Source organism: Mucilaginibacter sp. P1_A3 (assembly GCF_056406855.1).
In genome coordinates this window covers 595,581-615,936 of record NZ_JBFTZJ010000002.1, presented here as the reverse complement: position 1 = coordinate 615,936, position 20,356 = coordinate 595,581, and the positions used below count along the sequence as shown (strand labels likewise).

General features: G+C 39.5%; 14 protein-coding genes. 2 read left to right on the top strand and 12 right to left on the bottom strand.

Features of this window, described 5'->3' with window-relative positions; genetic code table 11:
- Positions 1-411: 411 nt before the first annotated feature.
- Positions 412-819, bottom strand: coding sequence for a GNAT family N-acetyltransferase (locus AC1D0K_RS06670; RefSeq protein WP_477399807.1), 408 nt, complete (start codon positions 817-819; stop codon positions 412-414).
- Between the two features lie 111 nt (positions 820-930).
- Between AC1D0K_RS06670 and AC1D0K_RS06665 the strand changes: the two genes are divergently transcribed.
- Positions 931-1,119: a hypothetical protein gene (locus tag AC1D0K_RS06665; protein ID WP_477399805.1), complete on the top strand. Its 189-nt coding sequence runs from the start codon at positions 931-933 to the stop codon at positions 1,117-1,119.
- A 53-nt stretch (positions 1,120-1,172) separates the two neighbouring features.
- Here the strand turns inward: AC1D0K_RS06665 and AC1D0K_RS06660 are convergent, their stop codons facing one another.
- From AC1D0K_RS06660 to AC1D0K_RS06630, 7 genes are all read right to left on the bottom strand, one after another.
- Positions 1,173-2,333, bottom strand: coding sequence for a glycoside hydrolase family 130 protein (locus AC1D0K_RS06660; protein ID WP_477399803.1), 1,161 nt, complete (start codon positions 2,331-2,333; stop codon positions 1,173-1,175).
- 10 nt (positions 2,334-2,343) lie between these two features.
- Positions 2,344-3,684, bottom strand: a complete 1,341-nt coding sequence (locus AC1D0K_RS06655) for a sugar porter family MFS transporter (protein WP_477463028.1) — start codon at positions 3,682-3,684, stop codon at positions 2,344-2,346.
- Between the two features lie 58 nt (positions 3,685-3,742).
- Positions 3,743-4,792 (bottom strand): LamG domain-containing protein, encoded by a 1,050-nt coding sequence (locus AC1D0K_RS06650; RefSeq protein ID WP_477398875.1) that lies wholly within the window; start codon positions 4,790-4,792, stop codon positions 3,743-3,745.
- Positions 4,793-4,817: 25 nt separating this feature from the next.
- Positions 4,818-5,375 carry a RagB/SusD family nutrient uptake outer membrane protein gene (locus tag AC1D0K_RS06645; RefSeq protein WP_477398873.1) on the bottom strand — a complete coding sequence of 186 codons (558 nt, stop codon included), beginning with the start codon at positions 5,373-5,375 and terminating at the stop codon, positions 4,818-4,820.
- Positions 5,329-6,324, bottom strand: coding sequence for a RagB/SusD family nutrient uptake outer membrane protein (locus tag AC1D0K_RS06640; protein ID WP_477398871.1), 996 nt, complete (start codon positions 6,322-6,324; stop codon positions 5,329-5,331). Before AC1D0K_RS06640 ends, AC1D0K_RS06645 begins: the two co-directional genes overlap by 47 nt.
- Positions 6,325-6,342: 18 nt before the next feature.
- Entirely contained in the window at positions 6,343-9,642 is a 3,300-nt protein-coding gene (locus tag AC1D0K_RS06635; RefSeq protein ID WP_477398869.1) for a SusC/RagA family TonB-linked outer membrane protein, read from the bottom strand.
- Positions 9,643-9,900: 258 nt separating this feature from the next.
- Positions 9,901-10,998 carry a FecR family protein gene (locus AC1D0K_RS06630; RefSeq protein ID WP_477398867.1) on the bottom strand — a complete coding sequence of 366 codons (1,098 nt, stop codon included), beginning with the start codon at positions 10,996-10,998 and terminating at the stop codon, positions 9,901-9,903.
- 142 nt (positions 10,999-11,140) lie between these two features.
- Between AC1D0K_RS06630 and AC1D0K_RS06625 the strand changes: the two genes are divergently transcribed.
- Positions 11,141-11,692 carry an RNA polymerase sigma-70 factor gene (locus tag AC1D0K_RS06625; protein ID WP_295712015.1) on the top strand — a complete coding sequence of 184 codons (552 nt, stop codon included), beginning with the start codon at positions 11,141-11,143 and terminating at the stop codon, positions 11,690-11,692.
- A gap of 124 nt (positions 11,693-11,816) precedes the next feature.
- Here the strand turns inward: AC1D0K_RS06625 and AC1D0K_RS06620 are convergent, their stop codons facing one another.
- The 4 genes from AC1D0K_RS06620 to AC1D0K_RS06605 form a co-directional block, all read right to left on the bottom strand.
- Positions 11,817-13,637: a glycoside hydrolase family 35 protein gene (locus AC1D0K_RS06620; protein WP_477398864.1), complete on the bottom strand. Its 1,821-nt coding sequence runs from the start codon at positions 13,635-13,637 to the stop codon at positions 11,817-11,819.
- Positions 13,638-13,712: 75 nt separating this feature from the next.
- Entirely contained in the window at positions 13,713-15,053 is a 1,341-nt protein-coding gene (locus tag AC1D0K_RS06615; protein WP_477463027.1) for a vanadium-dependent haloperoxidase, read from the bottom strand.
- Between the two features lie 4 nt (positions 15,054-15,057).
- Positions 15,058-18,393 carry a VCBS repeat-containing protein gene (locus AC1D0K_RS06610; RefSeq protein WP_477463026.1) on the bottom strand — a complete coding sequence of 1,112 codons (3,336 nt, stop codon included), beginning with the start codon at positions 18,391-18,393 and terminating at the stop codon, positions 15,058-15,060.
- A 96-nt stretch (positions 18,394-18,489) separates the two neighbouring features.
- A complete protein-coding gene (locus AC1D0K_RS06605; protein WP_477463025.1) occupies positions 18,490-20,346 on the bottom strand; it encodes a RagB/SusD family nutrient uptake outer membrane protein in 1,857 nt (618 codons plus the stop codon).
- Positions 20,347-20,356 lie beyond the last annotated feature (10 nt).

Genomic DNA, 20,356 nt, shown 5'->3' with positions numbered 1-20,356 from the left:
CTTCTTAACCTTTCTAAGAACAATCCCCGCTTCCTCGTTTGCGGGCTGCAAAGGTACGCCGATTTTACAATTACGCAAGCTGTTTTTAACAATTACTTAACCTGTAAGCTTAACTCCTTATTAATCAATCTGAAAAACTTTACCAATGGCTATTCAATAGGAATTATGCGGGGAAACGGGGGATTCTTCACAGGATACCATACCGTTATATATATAGTAAAACATTATTTCGCAAAGACGGAAAAGCAAAAAAGGATTGAAAGCTCACAATCCCTATTTCCTAGAGTTATTTTTAACTGCTACAAAATGCACGGATAAAAGCTATCCTTATTAGAGTAGAGTCTTAGAGTAGAGTCATGAAGAGAGCTGTACTGAATTGATTGAGATCAATTCAGTAACTAAGGATAACTACTATAATAATTTTTCCAAAATTATATACGGACCTTTTCTTTCCAATTCAATAAATCCCAACTTTTTACAAGCGTTCAACGCAGCCAGGTTGTTCGCTTTTACCTCAGTAAGGCATCTTTTAAAACCTTTATAAATTAAATCCACAAAACAAAAATCAACCAGCCTTCTTCCATACCCCATTTTTCGCGTTGATGGTGAAACTACCGCCATTGATAAAAAAGCAAGCTTATTTTCATAATCATTAGCGTAGTAGGCTAAAAAAGCAAGTAAAACATCGTTCTCCATTATAGAGATTAAACATCCCTTTTCGATGATTTTATCAATGTAGGCATTTAAATCACCAAGTTCATATGTTCCACTACCATCATTGATCAATGGATACATTAAATCATAAATTTTTGATTTCATTTGCGATTGGGCTTGAAACACAATTTATATCTATTTTTCTACACGATAAAAAAAATGCGAATAATGCACACAAATTGTAAAGTTTGAGCCGTTTTAAAATGCCTATTGCACATGATTACTCTGATAAACAATTCATACGATTTTGGAAGTAATATAAGTGAATTGCCCGAAAACTTTTATGGAGAATACACAAACGGCCTTAGCGATAACGCCAAAGCCGTTGTTGCACCACGGAGAGCGGCACGAAAAAATCTACTGGTAAAAACAGTCTATACTTATTTATATACGTCTGGCCTATGACTCAAAATTAGTGAGGCCGCATCTATCGTTAGTTTAAACCGTTGCCCTTGTTATTACTTATCTTCAACAGGATCTGCAGAAGCTGGCATGGATGGGTTATATATTGCAACAGCTACCCTTGAATCGGCACAGCCGTAGTATAGAAACCATTTCTTTTTAAAATAAACCATGCCTTCTATAAAAACTGTACCGTTAACATATTGTCCGCTTTTTTCAAATGGCTCCATAGGTCGCAGGAAAGGCACATCCAACCTGGTAATATTTTTAGAAGGATCCTTCTTATCAAACAAAGCTTGCCCTGCGCAATACGAATTAGCGTTAAACCTTTTATCCCTATTATCATCTGCTTTGTTTTTACCATTATAAAATAAGATGATACCTTTTTCTGTCATCAAGGCCGGCGGTCCGCATTCCGTTAAATCGCTGTCGAAATAACCATTGCGGGGGGATATCAATTGTTTCAATTCGCCATTTTTATCCACAACCGGCGCCCAGTCAACCAGGTTGGTTGATGTAGCAGCATAAACATGTTGCTCTCCCCAATACAGCCAGTATTTACCATTAATTTTAATCACTACTTGCTTTCCATTTACCACTTTTGTTAAAATGGATGCCGACTTACTTGCAATATTAAAAAACTTACCGTGGTAAGCGGTTTCAAAGATAGGACCATGTTTTTTCCAGTGCACCAGGTCTTTAGAGGTAGCAGCACCCAAACGAGGCAGCTTACGATTCCATTCGGTATAAAACACAACGTATGTTCCATTGGGCGTAACTGCTACACGCGGATCCTCACACCCACCAGGCCATTCATATTGCTTGGCAATATCATTATCCGGATAAAGTACCGGTGTTTTTTTTCGGTTAAAATGAATGCCGTCACTGCTTTCCGCATATCCTAAACGGGATGTGCGAAAACCGATTCCTATACCAAACAGGTCTTCCGCGCGATACATTACAACCACTTTACCGTTTTTTATAGCTGCGGCCGGGTTAAATGTATCATTTGCTTCCCACGGTACCATCTTGTTGCTTACCGGGTCTTTAAACCTCGTGCTGGTATCGGGTGCTATAATAGGGTTGATATTTGCAGGTCTTTCAAACCCGCCAAAAGCCCATGAGGGTAAAATATTTTTATTGGATTGACCTAAGCATGTCTGGGCCACTAATACAAGGGCCAAAATCTTTCCGATCTTTATTAAATTAATCAGCATAAATGGTTTGTTAAATATTGGCATATAATTCTTCAATTTTTTCAAGGGGCACACCTTTTGTTTCAAACACATAACGACTTACAAATAAAATCATGCTGATATTAATTATTCCATAAAGGCCAAATGTGATTACAGGCCCCAGTTGAGAAAGCATGAGCGGGAAAGTTAACGAAACAATGGAGTTTGCTACCCAGTTACCAAATACGGCAATGGAAGTTGCCGTTCCACGAATCTTATTGGGAAATATCTCTGCCACATAAACCCAAAGCACCACACCCCAGGTACAGGCAAAGCCACCGATGTAAATGAATATGGTAAGTAACACAAAATAATTTTGCAACAGATTAAAATAAAATAACGCAGCTAAGATGAACATACATAGCCCCATAATAACTGAGCCCGAAAGTAATAGCTTTTTACGGCCAAGTCTGTCTATCAACGGAAAGGCAAGTAAAGTAAATATCAGGTTAACAATACCTGTTAATATGGTTTGAAATAAAACACTCCCCCCAAAATGTATTTTTTCAAATATCAGCGGAGCATAGTAAAATATAATATTAATACCTGTAAGCTGTGCTATGGAGGCAAACACCAAACCTATTATCACCACCTTTCTGAAGCGTGGTGTAAATACATCCTTAAGTGCCGGAGTACTTTCTGGTTCGATATCATCTGTTACCATTTTTACCTGTGCCAAACTTTCCTCTTCTGAGTAAATACTGCCAAACACCTTTTTGGCATCAGCAATTTTGTTTTTGGATACCAGCCATCGGGGACTTTCCGGCACAAGTAATAAAAGGATAAAAAATATCACCGATGGTATCACGGCGGCGGCAAGCATATAGCGCCAATAATTATCATTATTTAAAAATGTATAAGAGGCATTTACTATCAAATAGTTGGATATAAAGGAAAGCAAAATACCGGTAACAATTGCTAATTGCTGCAACATACCTAACCTTCCCCTGAATGAGGGAGGTGCTACTTCTGATATATAGATAGGCGCAAGGGTTGATGCCATACCTATAGCTATCCCCCCGATAAAACGATAAATAACCAGTTGAACAAAGCTGCCGGCAATACCACTTCCTAATGCGGCAATAATATATAAAAGGGAAGTTACGATCATGAGATTTTTACGGCCGAACTTATCTGCCAAACCGCCTGCAAACAACGCCCCCGGGATACATCCAATAGATGCCATAGCTACAACTAACCCAATTTCCGCATCGTTAAGCTGAAAAAAAGGTTTTAAGTAATGTACTGCACCGGCAATTACAGCTGTATCAAAGCCAAATAACAGGCCGCCTAAAGCTGCTACAATGGATATTAATATGGTATAACTTTTCATAGAAGATTGGTTAAGATCAAAAAAGGGTGGCTTTATATTACCACCCTTTTGATATTAGCTATAAAGTACTTTCAATAGTATAGATCGATAACACCTCGGCATCTGTTAAGGCTCTGTTATAGAAACGGAGATCATCCATTGAGCCATTGAAGAATGAGCCACCATAGTAGGCATAATCACTTGACTGATCTGTGGTAATCAAACTTTTAGGAAGTTGTTGCCCTATTGTAAGATTAACAGGATTGGCAAGAGTTAACGGAGCACCTGTTACAGCTGCGGTTTTCACGAGGGCCCCATTAACATAAAACTTCATAGTGCCGTTGGTATAGGAAACGCTTGCATGAGTCCATACCTCTAATGGTACAGCGCCGGGATTATCATCCACATCATGGTAGCCGTTATCAGCATGAAAAGTCATGAATAAAAAATTATTGCTTTGCAGTTGGAATTTAAAACCGTTCCAACGATTTAAAGACATAATATAGTTGTCGGAGTAAGTGCTATGCCTTTTTATCCAAATACTTATTGTAAACTCCTTAGGGTTTAATGTGATGTCATACGGAACTTCAATATAGGCTCCGTTATTAAAATCGAAGGCCTTGTCTGTCCTGCCAAAACGGTCGGCAATCAACTTTGGCAGCGTATTACCATCTACCGGCGCATTACCGGGACCAATTATACCTGTTTTTAACATTCCGTTATGGCCATTTGTGGTAGCATCATTGGCATTTCCATCAAATTTCCATTGTGCAATAAGGTTAGCTGCAGATACTTCCTGGATAAGCCGGCTTTTAAACTGCGTTAAAACGCGATTAAGATTTGCCTGCGCATTATTTACCTGCTGTTGGGTAAATGTGCCTGTTTTAACACCTGCCGCAAGGTCAATAGCTGTTTTAAGATCGGTTCTTGCACCTACAGCGTACTGTCCTGGTTTACTGCCTTCAACCGTAGCCGTATACAATAAAGTTGCCGAATCAATGGCTAAGCCCAGCTTTGTTTTGTCAGAATTATAATTGGGTTTATCCGCACTTTTTGTACAGGATTGAAATATACTTATCAACGCTATCATCACCATGAAAGCTGCTGACGATTTTTTGAATCTACTCATTTTATAATATTTTTAAGTGTTACCGTTACTTACCTAATTTTAAATTGGTTTGCCTTTCGCTTAGCGGAATAGGGAAAAACTGATTACTGCTAAAGCTAAAGTTAGGCACATCTTTAAGTGCATCGTTGGCGTAAGCTGAACCATAACGTATAATATCAAAAAAGCGATGAAACTCCAGCGCCAGTTCAGAGCGTCTTTCCTTGCGGATAACATCCCGCAACTGACTTTGGTCGGTAATTGTTATATCTGGTAATAAACCAGCCGGAATAACTCCGCCGGCATATCCGGGCAGTGTTTTATCATTTACATAACTCTCACGTGCTCTTTTGCGCACAAGGTTCAAAGGCGCTAAAGCTCCGGCAGCGTCTCCTTTTTCATTTAAAGCCTCAGCCTCAATCAACAAAACCTCTGCAAACCTGATGGCCTGGTAATTTAAGTTACCATCACCTTTTATAGACGTTGGAATTTCGCTTAACGGCTGAATATCCTTTTTACTTAAATATCCGGTAGAAGTCCATGCAGGGTCAAAACTGGTATCAAACCATGGGTGCCCTGCCCACTGTGTAGTCAAGCCTTGGGTCATCAACGCCACCAGTTGATTTTTCAAAATTGTTGACCAGGCTTTGTGTTGGATAGAAAAATCCATAGCCATTTTGCGAACGCGGAGCGAACCATTGATTCAAGGTATTTCCGGCAAATGGCACCAAACCAGTTGCATGCTGAATAGAAAAAACAGCTTCCGCATTGTTTTTTGTCGCTGCCCTAAAGTTATCCGCAAAAATTGGCAGTAAGCTATAAATCCCTAAATCGTTAACTGATTTAGCTGTAGATGCTGCCAAATCCCATTTCTTTTCAAAAAGATAGGTTTTAGCAAGGAGTGATAACGCTGCACCCTTTGTTGCACGGCCCAGATCAGTAGTACCCCAGGTTGTTGGCAAGCTGTTGGCAGCTGCCTGGCAATCTTTCTCTATCTGCGCAAAAATTTGCGCCTGTGGCAATGCCGGGCTTTGTAGCTCCTCGGGAGTTTCTACTTTAAGATGCAATGGGATATCGCCATATGCAACAGTTAAATTAAAATAATAGTAAGCCCGTAAAAATTGAGCCTGTCCAATTACTTTTTTCTTAACATCATCAGATACTGCTTTATTTGCATCTGTTAATCCATCGGTAACTACGTTACATTTAAAAATGCCATCGTAATATCTTTTCCAAACGCCTTCAACTGCTGAGTTTGATGATAAGATGTTAAAATCATTAATGCTTTGAAAATCGGCCTGATCACCAGGGTTTCCTCCTTTTATCGCATCATCAGATGCCACATCGCCCAATACCCATATGGCATTAGAAGAAGCATCTGTGAAAGTAAGCGGATTATAGGCAGCATTTACAGCCAACGTTGCATTAGCATCTGACGTGAAAAATTTATCTGCCTGGTATTGTCCCGAAATAGGTTGCTCCAGATTCTTCTTACATCCCGTATTCATAAAAACAAGGACGGCGGTAGTATATATAATAATATTTTTTGCTTTCATCTCTTAATTAAATTTAGATTAGAAATTTGCGTTAACACCAAAAGTGATTGTACGTGCTGATGGGTAAGTTCCCCAATCAATACCTACCGCCCGGTCACCATCGCCAGAATTGTTGCTGTTGCTATACATTTCGGGATCAAGACCTGTGTATTTGGTAAAAGTGAGCAGGTTTTGAGCACTAACAAATATCCTTAAAGATGATATGCTAAGGCTACTTAAGGCATTTTTACCCAGTTTATATCCCAATTGGATATTTTTAAGCCTTAAGTAAGAGCCGCTTTCAAGGAAACGAGTTGATGGCATCTTATTATTTTGCCCCCCTGACCATGATAAACGCGGAAATTCATTTGTTGAATTTGGTCCTGTCCAGCTTTGGGTTGCTATTCTTTCAGTTATGTTAAATGGTCGGTAAAAACCTTCTATATCTGTAAGTACCTGGTTGTAAATCTTGTTGCCATATACTCCCTGGAAAAACAGGTTCAGATCGAAGTTTTTGTACTGGATATTAGCTGTAAGGCCATATGTGAATTTAGGAATTGGACTACCTACAAATGAGCGATCCTTTTCATCAATAACACCATCATTGTTAATATCCTTGTACATCACATCGCCCGGTTTAATACCAGGTCCCTGGTAAGCATGTGTGAACACCTGTTGAGCATTCTGAAAAATACCTTCTTTTTGTAAAAGGTAGAATGAGCCAATAGGTTGCCCCGCTTCCGTAAGTGTTGCATAATAGTTATTATCTATACGTCCACCAACAATTGGTAGTCCACCAGCAAGCGATGTAACCTTGTTAACCACCGTAGCAAAATTACCGTTTAAGGAATAGCTCCAGTCTTTATTGATATTACCACGATAACCAAGTTCCAGCTCAAGCCCGCTGTTGCGCACTTTTCCAGCATTTACTGCTGGGTTACCGCCATTTCCTGCACTACTTGGCTCAGGCAGCTTCAACAATACATTCGAGGTATTTTTGATATAATAATCTGCGGTAAGTGTTAGTGCATTCTGAAAGAAGCCCAAATCTACCCCCACGTCTTCCTGTGTGCTTGATTCCCATTTGATATTTGGATTTCCTTTCTGAACAATGCTATAACCCTGGTTGGATGTGCCGCCGAAAGGGTAATAAAAACCACCGGATACAAGCGATGCGTATGGATAATTACCGATGGAAGAATTCCCTAACTGCCCAACGCTTGCCCTTAATTTAAACGTTGATATGGGTTTAATATCCTTCATGAAATCTTCCTGATCAATACGCCAGCCTAATGAGCCCGAATAAAAGCTTTCATAGCGCGAAGCGGGAGATAATTGCGAAGACCCATCCCGTCTGTAGTTTACGCTTGCCAGGTACTTGTTATTGTACTGGTAGCCAATCCGTCCGAATAATGAAAAAAGGCCAACATCAGATCTGTTACCACCATTTTGTTGCGTACCGATACCACTATCCAGGTATTGAAAGGTAGACGATTGATCAATAAAGTTGGTACGGGAGGCTGATAAAGCCTGCACATCTGTTTTGATGGTTTCTGTACCTGCTAAAAAATTAATCACGTGCTTACCTAAGGTTAAATCATAGGTTGCTGTATTCGTCCAGTTATAATTCAGTTCGTTTTGATGCGATTGTGCGAGGGAACTTGGAGAATTAAAAGATCGGTCGATACCATAAGTTTCAAAGAATTGCTTATAATCCGTCAGGATCATATTAATACCGATGTCAGACTTAATTCTTAAATTTTTTATCGGCGTCACTTCTGCAAAAGCATCGCCTAAAATGGTATAGTTGTAGAAATTGCGGTTCGTGGCATCGGCCAGCGCTACCGGGTTTATACCATCGCCTAATACATCATAATGAGCGGGTAAATCAACAAATTGACCTGCCGCATTATAAACAGGGGTTGCAGGAGTACGGAATAAAGCATACCGAACAACGCTTGGCCCCGGGTTCCCATCTCCATATCCATCACCAGATGTACCTACCTGCCTCGTTTTAGAATAACCAAGGTTAATATTTGTACCTATTTTAAGGTATTTTGATAATGTGCTGCTTATTGCAGTACGCAGGTTAAAACGGTTAAATGATGAATTTTTTATTAATCCATCCTGGTTAAAATAATTGGCAGATACTATGTATTGCGAATTATCATTTCCACCGCTTACTGAAAACTGCGCATTGGTTACCGGCGCAGGCTTAAGTACCTGCTTTAGCCAGTTCACATCAGAAAATGTTTTGGCAAGACTATCAGAGATAGGTGCCCGTCCGTCATTTTTTGCGGCGGTATTGTAAGCTGTTACATATTGCGATGTATTAGCCATCTTAATAAGATTTTCTGCAGTTTGAACACCAGTATAAGCACTTACAGATAGTTTTGCCTTGCCAGAACTACCACGCTTAGTGGTAACTATTACTACACCATTTGATGCCCTGGCGCCATAGATAGCGGCAGAAGAAGCATCTTTTAAGATGTTAATACTTTCAATATCAGCCGGTGATATTTCATTAATACCATCTTTGGTAGGTACCCCATCAATAATATATAGGGGGTTATTATCATTTATAGTCCCTACTCCTCTTATCCTTACAGATATGGCATCGCCGGGCGCTCCCGTATTTTGGCTCACCGATATCCCGGCAGATTTACCCTGCATGATCTGGTCAACACCACCCACAGGTATCGCGTTGATGTCCTTTGCGCTAATTACCGATACGGCACCGGTCAAATCCTTTTTCTTTTGAGTACCGTAGCCAATAACAATAACTTCATTAAGGCTACCGGCCGCATCTTTAAGTGTAATGGTTAAAGTGGTTCTGCCTGCAACAGCTATTTCCTGTGATTGAAAACCTATATAGGAAATCACTAAAACCGCTGTTTCGGGTACGGTTACAACAAAGCTGCCGTTAACATCGGTAACAGCAATATTTTTACCGTTCTTTAAACCTACAGTAGCTCCTATTAACGGTGCGCCTGTTGCGTCAACTACTTTACCTGTAAATTTAATATCTGCCACGTGTGGTGCAGATAACTGTGTGATGACTACCAGCTTATCAGATAATACCCGGTATGATAAACCGGTGTTTCTTAATGTAAAATCAAGTATCTGCAGAACGGTGTAGTCTTTAACATCAATGTTGACGACTTTATTGGGTATAGCCTGATCGCTATACAAAAAGGTGTAACTACTTCTTTTTTCAAGTAGTTCAAAAAATTTCTCCAGGTTAACGTTTTTAACATTTAAATCGAGTTTTTCCTGAGAATGAACCCTTGCCGAAACATGGATAAGGGTAACTAAAAGCAGAATACATGTTAATTTCACGTACAAAAGAATTTTTTTGACACACGGAGGATTAATGAAAGAACTAAAAGTTTTTTTCATACTTTTGATTTGTTGAGGTTAGTAAAGTTTATAAAATTCCTGAGATCCGTCCAGATATTAGGTTGTATGCACTGGCCCCAATGAAGGAAGTGTTCCCGCACTTCCTTATTTTTTGGGACTAATAAAACATTTTGGTTGGTATGATTTATTTCATCTTATAGTTCCTTTCTTCTCTTTTTAGTTTATTTAATTGGCTGGTTACCATATATGAATCTGATTATTGGCTATTGAATAGTGGAATGGTTCGGTATACTGAAAAGCATGGATAACTTCGTTAATGCCCTGGTTGTTAAATGTTCCAGTAAATTTCTTTGTAGTATATTTATTATTATCAAAAACTATCCTGACGTTATACCAGCGCTCAAGCTGCACAGCAATCTCCTCAAAACTTTTTTGCTTAAATGACAGCCTATTATTTAGCCAGGCCGTTTCATCAATGGCGGTATCCGGTAAAGCAACCGACGCTGGAGTGGATACAATCATTGAATCTTTTATCGTGGCTTTATTGATCAGCAACACTTTTTTAGCCGTGTTTTTAATTGTATTTATAGTAATCTTTTCATTAGGATACATTACTATATGAGCAGATGGCGTGTTCTCGTTTAAGATCTCTACTTTACCCCTTATCAGGGTTGTTTCCACAAACTGGTCGCCATTGTAAGCTTTTACGTTAAAAGCGGTTCCTAAAACAACAACATTAAGTTTGCCGGCATGTACAATAAATGGATGTTGAGCATCATGCTTTACATCGAAATAAGCTTCACCGGTTAAAAAAATCTCTCGTTTACCAAGGTTGTTTAGATTGCTAACAAATTTAATTGATGATGCCGCGTTAAGCCAAACCGATGATCCATCAGGTAAAACAGTGTGTACCCTTTTTCCGTTTGGTGTTACAATGGCTTGTTGCTGGATAGGCGTATCAGTATGACCGGTATAAAATTTAATCCAAAGGCCTGCCATCAGTAAAATAGTCACAGAAGCAGCAATCATCCAGCTTTTACGGGTATTGCGCTGCAGCGGGTCAAGCCGCCCGTGGTAGATCAGTGGCTTTTCGGCGAAACCGCTTTCATTGTTCAGGGCCTCATCAAATTTTTCAAGGCCCCGTTCCATAGCCCGGCGCTCTGCCATAGAAAAACTTCCGGGAGCCGTTGTTTTAAGATTCCTGATACTCTCATGTTCAGCACGTAGTTCTGGCCTGGCCTGGAATATCAATTCCAGTTCATCAATCTCATCAGCAGAAATTTCTCCTGATACAGATCTTGAAATGAGCAGCCAAATCTTTTCTTCTGATGTCATATAATACAAGACACAGAGAAGTTTAAAAACCCCCAAATGAAAAATAAATATTTTATAAAAAAAGGTTTTTACTTGGGGATTAATATATCATTAAAAAAACTCTACCTTTATTAACCAATTATAAACAGGGTATCTCCTACTTATGCAAGTTATTCTCAACAAAAGTTTTGAGCGGACAGACCTTAAGGATGAGCAGGTTTTTAAAGACCTGTACAGGCAATATTTTGTTAAATTATACCGGTTTGCAACATCCCTGGTGCATTGTAATGAAACCGCGGAGGAGATAGTTCATGATGTGCTGATCAATTTGTGGAAGAAAAGGAACACTTTTACTGAGATAGAAAATTTGAATACCTATCTGTATGTATCTGTGAAAAATCTTTCATTAAATCATTTAAGAAACGAGCGCAAATACCTTTATGAGGATATTGAAACGATATTCAATGAAAACAACTACATTACTGTTGATCCGGAAAGTGTGATGATCAGTAAAGAAGGTGTTAATACCCTGAATGGCTTTATCAATAACTTACCTTCCAAGTGCAAACTTATTTTCAGACTTATAAAAGAGGACGGCCTTAAATATAAAGAAGTTGCTGTATTGTTAAACTTGTCTGTAAAAACTGTAGAAAACCAGTTGGCTATAGCACTGAAAAAAATCTCAGAATCTATAAAAAAATCTTCAGCAATATAGGTTCCACGTCCATACTAACGTTTATCATCCAAATATCAGGGCTGATGGATTAAAAACCACACTGCGATTTCTAATCCATCAGCCCTGCACCATCTATAATACCAAGCGAATTGTATTAGTTGAATTACAACAACTGGCTTAGTATGGGCTTACTTATTCCCGAAAGCTGATTTTGGCCGGGTTTCAGTAATTCCAGGATAACAATTTCATTATTCCCTTTTTTAAGCCACTCTGCAGGTAAATACACTGTTTGCTGTGGACCAATATTCCAATACCGGCCCAAATTGTGCCCGTTTACCCAAACTACGCCTTTACCCCAGTTGCTCAGATTTAAATAAGTATCAGCTACGTTGTTCAGGCTAAAAACACCTTTCCTTATTACCGGTGATTGTGAATTAACAGCCGCATTGTTAAATTTAATTTTGCTTAAGTTATTAAACGGAAGCGAATACATTTTCCAGTGGTTTAACTCGCCACCAGCAAAGTGCACTTTTTCGGTAATCCCCTTTTTATTTTGCAACAGGTATTTACCAAAGTTTATCCGCCCCAGGTTTTCAACTAATATTTCTAAAGTCACCTTTCCGGCTGGCAGTGTAAGTGTTAAACTATCCTGGTTTAACCGGCGGTCAAGCGTGCCTGCTTTTTTACCATTTACCATAACAATAGCGTAATCTCTTAAATCCTTAAGCTTAAGCACGCCGCTTTTCCCTCCTTGAATGGTGGTTTTATATAATACAAAACCGTAATCCTGGTGCAAATCTTCAAAAGTTAAGGGAGTTAGGTTTTCTTTCGGCGCTGGCAATGTTGCCAGTAAATTCACTGCCTGCGTTAGTTTAATTGATGGTATACTGATTACCGGCTTAGCCGCAGGAACCGCAGGCAAGTGTACATCAGATGGCAAGTATCTCTGTATAACCTCTCTGAATTTCATAAATTTTGGCGTGGCATTACCCGCCTCATCCAGGGGAGCATCATAATCATAGCTGCTTATTTGCGGCTCATAGGGTGTTCCGTCTTTGTAATTAGCGCCATTCATAAATCCACGGGTTGTGCCTCCATGAAACATATACATATTAATAGATATGCCTGCCGCCAAAACAGAATCAAGGTGACCGGCATAATCTTCGGCGGGCACAGTATGGTGTTTGGTACCCCACCAATCAAACCATGCCGGATACCATTCCGCTATATAATAAGGCCCCTTGCCTTCATGATTATCTTTTATAATTTTTTTGACTTTGGCTGGATTATCCAATCCATTAACAGCCGGAAGCAAGCCTGGTAAATAGCCTTTTACCAAATCGGGGGCAGGATCGCAGGTGTATAATAACCCATCGAAACCAGCCTCCTTAAACAACTTTTGATTAATGGCCAGGTACTCTTTATCACTACCATATGAACCATATTCATTTTCTATCTGCACCATTAATATATTACCACCATGGTTAATTTGTAACGGCGCCAGTTGTTTGCCTATTTGTTTAATATAGTTTTCATACTCTTTCAAATACGTTGCTTCTTTGCTCCGCACTACTAATCCTTTTTCATTTTGCAGCCAGTAAGGGTAACCTCCAAACTCCCATTCGGCACATACATAGGGGCTTGGGCGCAATATTATCCACAATCCCTCCTGTTGTGCTATACGTACAAACTCCGCAACATCATTATTGCCGGTAAAATCAAAAAGTCCTTTTTGCGGTTCGTGTAGGTTCCAAAAAACATATGTACCTATAACATTCAGCCCCATGGCTTTAGCCATTTTCATACGCGCCCGCCAGGCCTCGCGCGGTACCCTGGGATAATGCATCTCGCCAGATATCATCTGGAATGGTTTGCCATCAAGCAAAAAAGACTCATCGCCCATTGCAAACGTATGTGTCTGGGCAAATGTATTGATGACATTTAAAAAGAATATTATAAGTAGTATAAGGTGTTTGAGTTTCATGTTTGGGATTATTAAGGCTCTTTATATTTTACAACAGTGTAGTTGAATTATAATTTGTTAGAAGAAGAATGTCTTTTATTGGTGTTTAGCCTGACCATTATATTTGCTCAATACCCATTGGCCAACTTTAACACCCTGTATTATACCATTATCAATAGCATCTTTAAAATGAATGCCGCCCCAAAAGCGAGACATACCAGCTTCAGTAGCCGCCTGGTTAAATGAACTAAAGTTACGGGGGGTAAGTCCATATTTTACTTCCACATTATCTGTATAATGAAAATTGTCGCCAAAATAGTGGGTAAGAATTACTGCCGACGCTGATGATATCACAGAATGACCGCTGATGTACTCTGGGAAAGGTGGTGTTTGCAGCAGTGGTTTCCAGTTAACATCAATATACTTGCGGATAGCTGTTTCCGGACGGACACGATTAGTTCGGTATTTATCATCCCAGCAACATATAAAACCATCCAATAATGCTGTAGCCACCATGGTATGAATCTCCATTGCTTTTGAAAAGCTGGTTTTTGTTTGTTTGCACGCTATACCCGTGATTCCCATCCAGTGTGCTCCGGGTGAGATCTTTTTTAAGCCTATCAGCATGTGCCCGTTATCCTGAACAGCAAATGGATTGCAATCCCAAAAGCCCGCTATTGTTCGTTGCTCATCTGTTAACCCTTTACCGCTTGCTTTATAGTTCATCATCATGAATTTATAAAAAGCAGACTGTTTATCAGTGGAAAAAGGGATAGGCGGGGCTGGCAAAAATTGAGAGGAAGAATCCAGTGTAAGCGGACGGATGGTATTAAAATAAGGTTCAACCGGAGCCATATAAGCCGGAGGTGTGGGATCCCAGGCACCATCCTTTCCAAGCGGAGTATACCTGGTATAATTACTAATTCTGTTATATCTATCCTTTTTAACATAGGCGAGGATCTGCTTACTAATAGCCTGCCCATAATGTTTGGAGCTATCAATAACTTCATCTGTAAAACCTATTTTTTTGCACGAATCCAAAAAAGCCTGCTCATATTTAATCAACAAGCTCCCCGATGGCTGCAGCTTTCCTGCAGTTTCCATCATTGCTATTAACGCACTTAGCTGATAAGCATAACCGTTTGCAAATGCCGGTTTTTTTATAACCGGATATTCATTTAAAACGCCATGCATGCTTTTAACACTCTTGTCATTTTCTGCTATAACTTCATAACCGGCCAGGCAGGTATAAGAATAAAAACGTGCGGCCAAAGGCGGGTTTGTTACATCATGGATCATAATAACCGTAATATGATCAATCACTTTAGTAATATCGGCGCTCGTTAATGATGGTTGTACCTGTTTCTTATTACTGCAACTGTTATATAAAATAGTCGCCGTAAACAATATAAATGCTAAAAAAGCCTTTCTTTTCATATCCTTAAAATTCTTTATAGGCTTTTACTCCCTGTTGATTGATCCCGAACAATAAAGTGTGGTTAACTTCGATTGCACTTCTTACATCTCCCCATAATTTAAAACCAGATTGTAACTGAGGTATATATTCAAAATGGCCTTTACCATCCCCCTTTAACAAGGTTCCATAATTTGCATCATATTTACCCAAACGTAACCGGGCTTTATTAATGTTACCGCATAAAAGCAAATCCTGCTTACCATCATGGTCATAATCTAAAGAAGTGATGGTAAACACCGGGGAGAACTGCGCCTGTAACGGCAATGAAGATGAATGTAATTTGCCTTTACTATCGCTTAAGAAACAGGTAGTAGCCAGGTTATTAGCCTGTAAATGACCTGCTCCTTTTAACTCCAAAGCGGTGAAGATATCCGTAAGAGATGCATCGGCATAACTTTTATAATCAGGAAAACGCGAACGCATCATACTAATCTGCTCCAAAAGTTCATCCCTGGAAACGTAAGGATAACTTTGATGCTGTATGTAAAAGCAAAAGATAGGATCGACGGCACCGTTATCATCAAAATCTTTAAAGTACATTTCTGAGGGTTCTTTATCACTGGCTTTGCATTGGGTATTTAATCCCTGATTCCCAACAAGCAGATCTGGATGTCCATCATGATTAAAATCTTCAACAAGTATCTTATTCCACCAGCCACTATTGGGTTTATCAAAATAAGTATTAGTGCTGTTTTCCAATTTACCATTTTTATTGATCATGACAGTTACCGGCATCCACTCTCCTACTAAAATCAAATCAGGTACTTTATCCCCATTCATATCTACCCATGCAGCATCAGTTACCATCCCTATATGGTTTAATCCGGAGTTATATTTTATGGTTTCATCAGTAAAATGACCTTTGCCATCATTTACCATGATATAGCTTTGAGGCGCTTCGGGATACCTGCCTGGTATTACTCTACCGCCTACAAATAAATCCGGGTGCCCATCGCCATTAATATCGGCCATCCTTACACAGCTTTTACTGCTGCGCATTACAGGTAATGCATCTTTTGATTTGGTAAAATTACCCTTCCCGTCATTTAAATAAAGCCTGTCCTGTAATAAAGGATCATCTGGTATGTAATTATCATAACCACCAGAACATACATACAAATCTGGTTTTYCATCGCCATTGGCGTCAAAAAATAGCGCATCTGTGTCATTGCTTTTTTTATCAGCATCAAAAGCAGCTTCTGGTTTTGCATTGAAATTACCGCCCGGTTGCTGAAGATACAGCATGCCAGACACTCCATTGCCTCCGCCTATGTAAACATCTTCCAATCCATCGCCATTTACATCTCCTTTTGTAATACATGGCCCCGAAAACGATAGCGGGTTTACCATCAATGGCTGCCGTTTAAAATCATTAAGGCTATTTTTTTCCTGTTTATTAACTATAGGTGAATTAACCTCTGTAAAAATCGGCTTTTCTGTATTCAGTGTTTGATGGCTGTTAGCGGCATCGTTTTCATTTAAAGTTAGCAGCTGATTAGCTTTAATATTCTTTACAACCTGCTCTTTTCCCTGTTGCCATACTATGCGCAAAGAATCTATTACTTTATCTGTACCTAACCCAAAATGCAAAATTGGCGAAACGCTGGATTGAAATCCGCGGCTCGGCATTTGCTCCAGGTATTGCTTTTTATTTTTTATGTATATGGTAACTTTTGCTCCTATTCCTTGCGTGTTTTTTACTGCGCCATTCAATTTCAGTTGCAGGTAATGGTTATTTACTTGTTTATCAGATTCGTTTTGGTAGATGAATGCTGGTTGGTTAATATTGTTAGTTACCAGATCAAGGTCACCATCATTATCCAGATCGGCGTAGGCAGCGCCATTGCTGTTAGATGACTGCGTAATTCCCCATGGTGCACTTGTATTGGTAAAAGTTAGATTGCCGTTATTTTTAAAAAAGTAGCTTTTTACTTCCGATGATGGCATTTGTTGCACCAAATTGTATATATCCTTGCGCATCATTCTTTTATCCTTCAAAAAATCGCCCATATATTTCACAAAATCCATGTTCGTAAAATCGCGGGTATAACCATTGGTTACAAACAGGTCTTTCCAGCCATCGTTATCATAATCGGCAAATAATGGAGCCCAGCTCCAATCGGTATTTGAGATGCCCGATAGTTGTCCTATTTCACTGAAAGTGCCGTTACCGTTATTTATCTGCAGCATATTGCGCATGTATTGATAATAGAAACCTGTGCGAATAGTTAAGCCAAATTTTTCATAATTATCCGGCGCGAACAATAATTTTTGCCGGTGATTATCTTCCGGAAGCATATCAAGCGTAAAAATATCCGGTAAGGCATCGTTATTTATATCAGAAACATTATTCCCCATAGAAAACTGTGAGGTATGCCCCAGGGAAGATTGCAGTTTGTTGGTGAAGGTTCCATCTCCATTGTTGATGTACAGAAAATCGGGGATGGTATAGTCATTGGATATATAAATATCTGGCCATCCATCACCATTGATATCGGCTATTGCCGCTCCCAGACCGTAGGTAAGATCTGAGCTGCTAATTCCAGCCTGTTCCGTAACATTTTTAAAAACGTTATTGTCGTTTTTGTATAGTCGAACGCCGTTTGGCGAATTTGATTTTTTTAAGATAGCAGCCGTATTAACCTCATCTAAAACAGGTAACTGAATAGGACTATGATTTAATAAAAACATATCCAGGTCACCGTCCCTGTCATAGTCAAAAAAAACAGCTTGTGTACTATACCCGGCATCTGCTAATCCATATTGTTGAGCCTGTTCTGTAAAGTGTGGGATACCATCTTTGTCATTTCCGGTATTTATAAACAGTTGATTTTCGCGTTTCTCGGCTCTTACATTTCCAGAATAGCAAACATAAATATCCAGCTTGCCATCGCCATTTACATCAGCCATGGTAACTCCTGTTTTCCAGGGACCGGGTCTGCCTGCAACATCGGCCATGGCGGTAATATCTGTAAACTGCATATGTCCTTTGTTAAGGTACAGTTTGTTATCGGTCATATTGCCGGTAAAATATACATCCAGTAAGCCATCTCCGTTTAAATCGCCTGTAGCTACTCCTCCTCCATTATAAAAGTATTCATACATCAAGACATTAGTATTTAACCCCTCGGTTAAAGTGTTACTAAAGTCTACATGGGTTTGATCTTTTGATAGTAAGGTAAATAATGGGTTGCTGTTGTTTACACCGGATTCGTTATTTTCGGTTGGGTGACCGCAACTTGTTAATGCAATAATTACGATAAAAAGTAGATGTGGAAATAATTTAATGTTTGTATTCACCAGGTGCCGCTTAAATTGATGGACTAAAAATTTAAAAGAATGCCGGCATTTTACTACCGGCATTCTTCATTCTAATATATAAGTTTTTTATAACTTTTAATTATAACCTGGATTTTGGATTAACTTACTGTTTTTGTTAATCTCATCGCGGCTGATAGGTGGGAAATAAATTTTATCATCCCAGGTACGATTTTCAACTCCTGGATCAAGATCCTGAACCGTATATGTGTATTTGTAATTATCGGTACTATACCTATAAACACTTACCGTTTTACCTGGCTTTAAAGTAGCTGTAATTTTTATGATCCTTGCTTTATTGCCCAGCGTTGTTGGCGCAATCATCCAACGGCGTGCATCATAAAACCGTTGTTCTTCAAACATCAATTCTACATTACGCTCGTTTCTGTACCGCTGTAGCAGTGCATCACCGGCATCTGTAATTGCAGGCATTCCTGAACGGAAACGGATTTTATTGAGCCATGTCCTGGCCTCATCCTCCTTATTTAATTCAAGACATGCTTCTACAAAGTTAAATACAACTTCAGTGTATCTAATTAAAGGCGATGGCACTTCTGAACGGGTATTTTGATCAACAATAGCCGGGTTAGGATCCATAAATTTCCTGATGGCATAGCCTGTACGGGTTCCGTTCCAGTTTTCGATAGGGCCATTTCTCGTATCCAAACCAAAATAAGTTACCGGACTGGCGGAGCTGCCGGTTTGATAAGTACCCATTTGTATTTCATTAAAAGGGTCTATCCCTGCTCCATCTGATGTACGTGGTTTCCATGGGGCACCATCATATAAAATAGACGCATAAAAACGGGGATCCCTGTTAGCATAAGGTGCTGCTGCCTGTGCAGGGTTATTCCAGTCGAATTTAACTGCATTTCCAGTCCCATCTAATGCTTCATAATCATCTACCATATTTTGGGTGGGCTCGCTTGATGTCCAGCCATGATATCCGTTGGTACAATTGTTTCTGCCATACCACGCACCCCACTCATCTTTGCTATTGCTATAGTACCGAGCAAAAATTATCTCTTTTTCACCGCCATTTCTTGACAAATATGAATTTTGATAATTTGTAAAGCCATCGGCAGCGCTGGCAGGAGCAGATAAATCAAGGGCATAACCATATCCACCTTTAAGTATAAATGCCTTTGCCAAATCATAAACTTTTTGCCAGTTAGCATCATGAGCGGCGGTTGTATAACCTAAAAGCTCGGGATTTTTAAAAGAACCTAAGCTTTTTAATGAGGCCACTCCAGTAGGGGTATGCAGCTTACTGGCTGCATACATCAGCACCCTTATTTTTAAAGCCACGGCGGCATCGGCTGTAGCACGCCCTTTTGCCTGGGTAAGACCAGTTAACGATGTGTTGGCTGCATCCAACTCGCTCACTATAAAATCAACGCATTCTGCATAAGTATTCCTGGCAAAAGTATAATCAGGAGACGTAAGCGTATATGTATTCTTTACAAGTGGTACACCGCCATAATAGCGCAGCAGTTGATTGTAAAAATAGGCACGCATAAAATGAGCTTCGCCCATAAGCCTGCTAACTAATGCCTTATCCAGTTTAGACACGGTCAACTGTTCTAAAGCAAGGTTAGCTGATCTTATCCGGGCGTACATTTCATTCCACTCATAGGTATTGTTTACCCATCCTAAATGTGAAGGACTTATATTGGCCTCCATAATATCCTGCTTACCAAAATTATAGAGTGCATTATCTGTGATACAATCCATACTTTCCTGGTTAAGTTCGGCATCATGTAAGCCGTTATAAAGCTCGGTAACAAAGGCTTCGGAAAGGTTTGGATCGGACCATGTAAGCTCTGCTGATGCCTGATTCGATGGCTTTGTATTCAAAAAGTCCTTCTTACATGAAGTAAGCAGCACTCCAGACAGCATCGCGATTGTTGAAATATTTCTTATAAATGTTTTCATATCGTTCAAA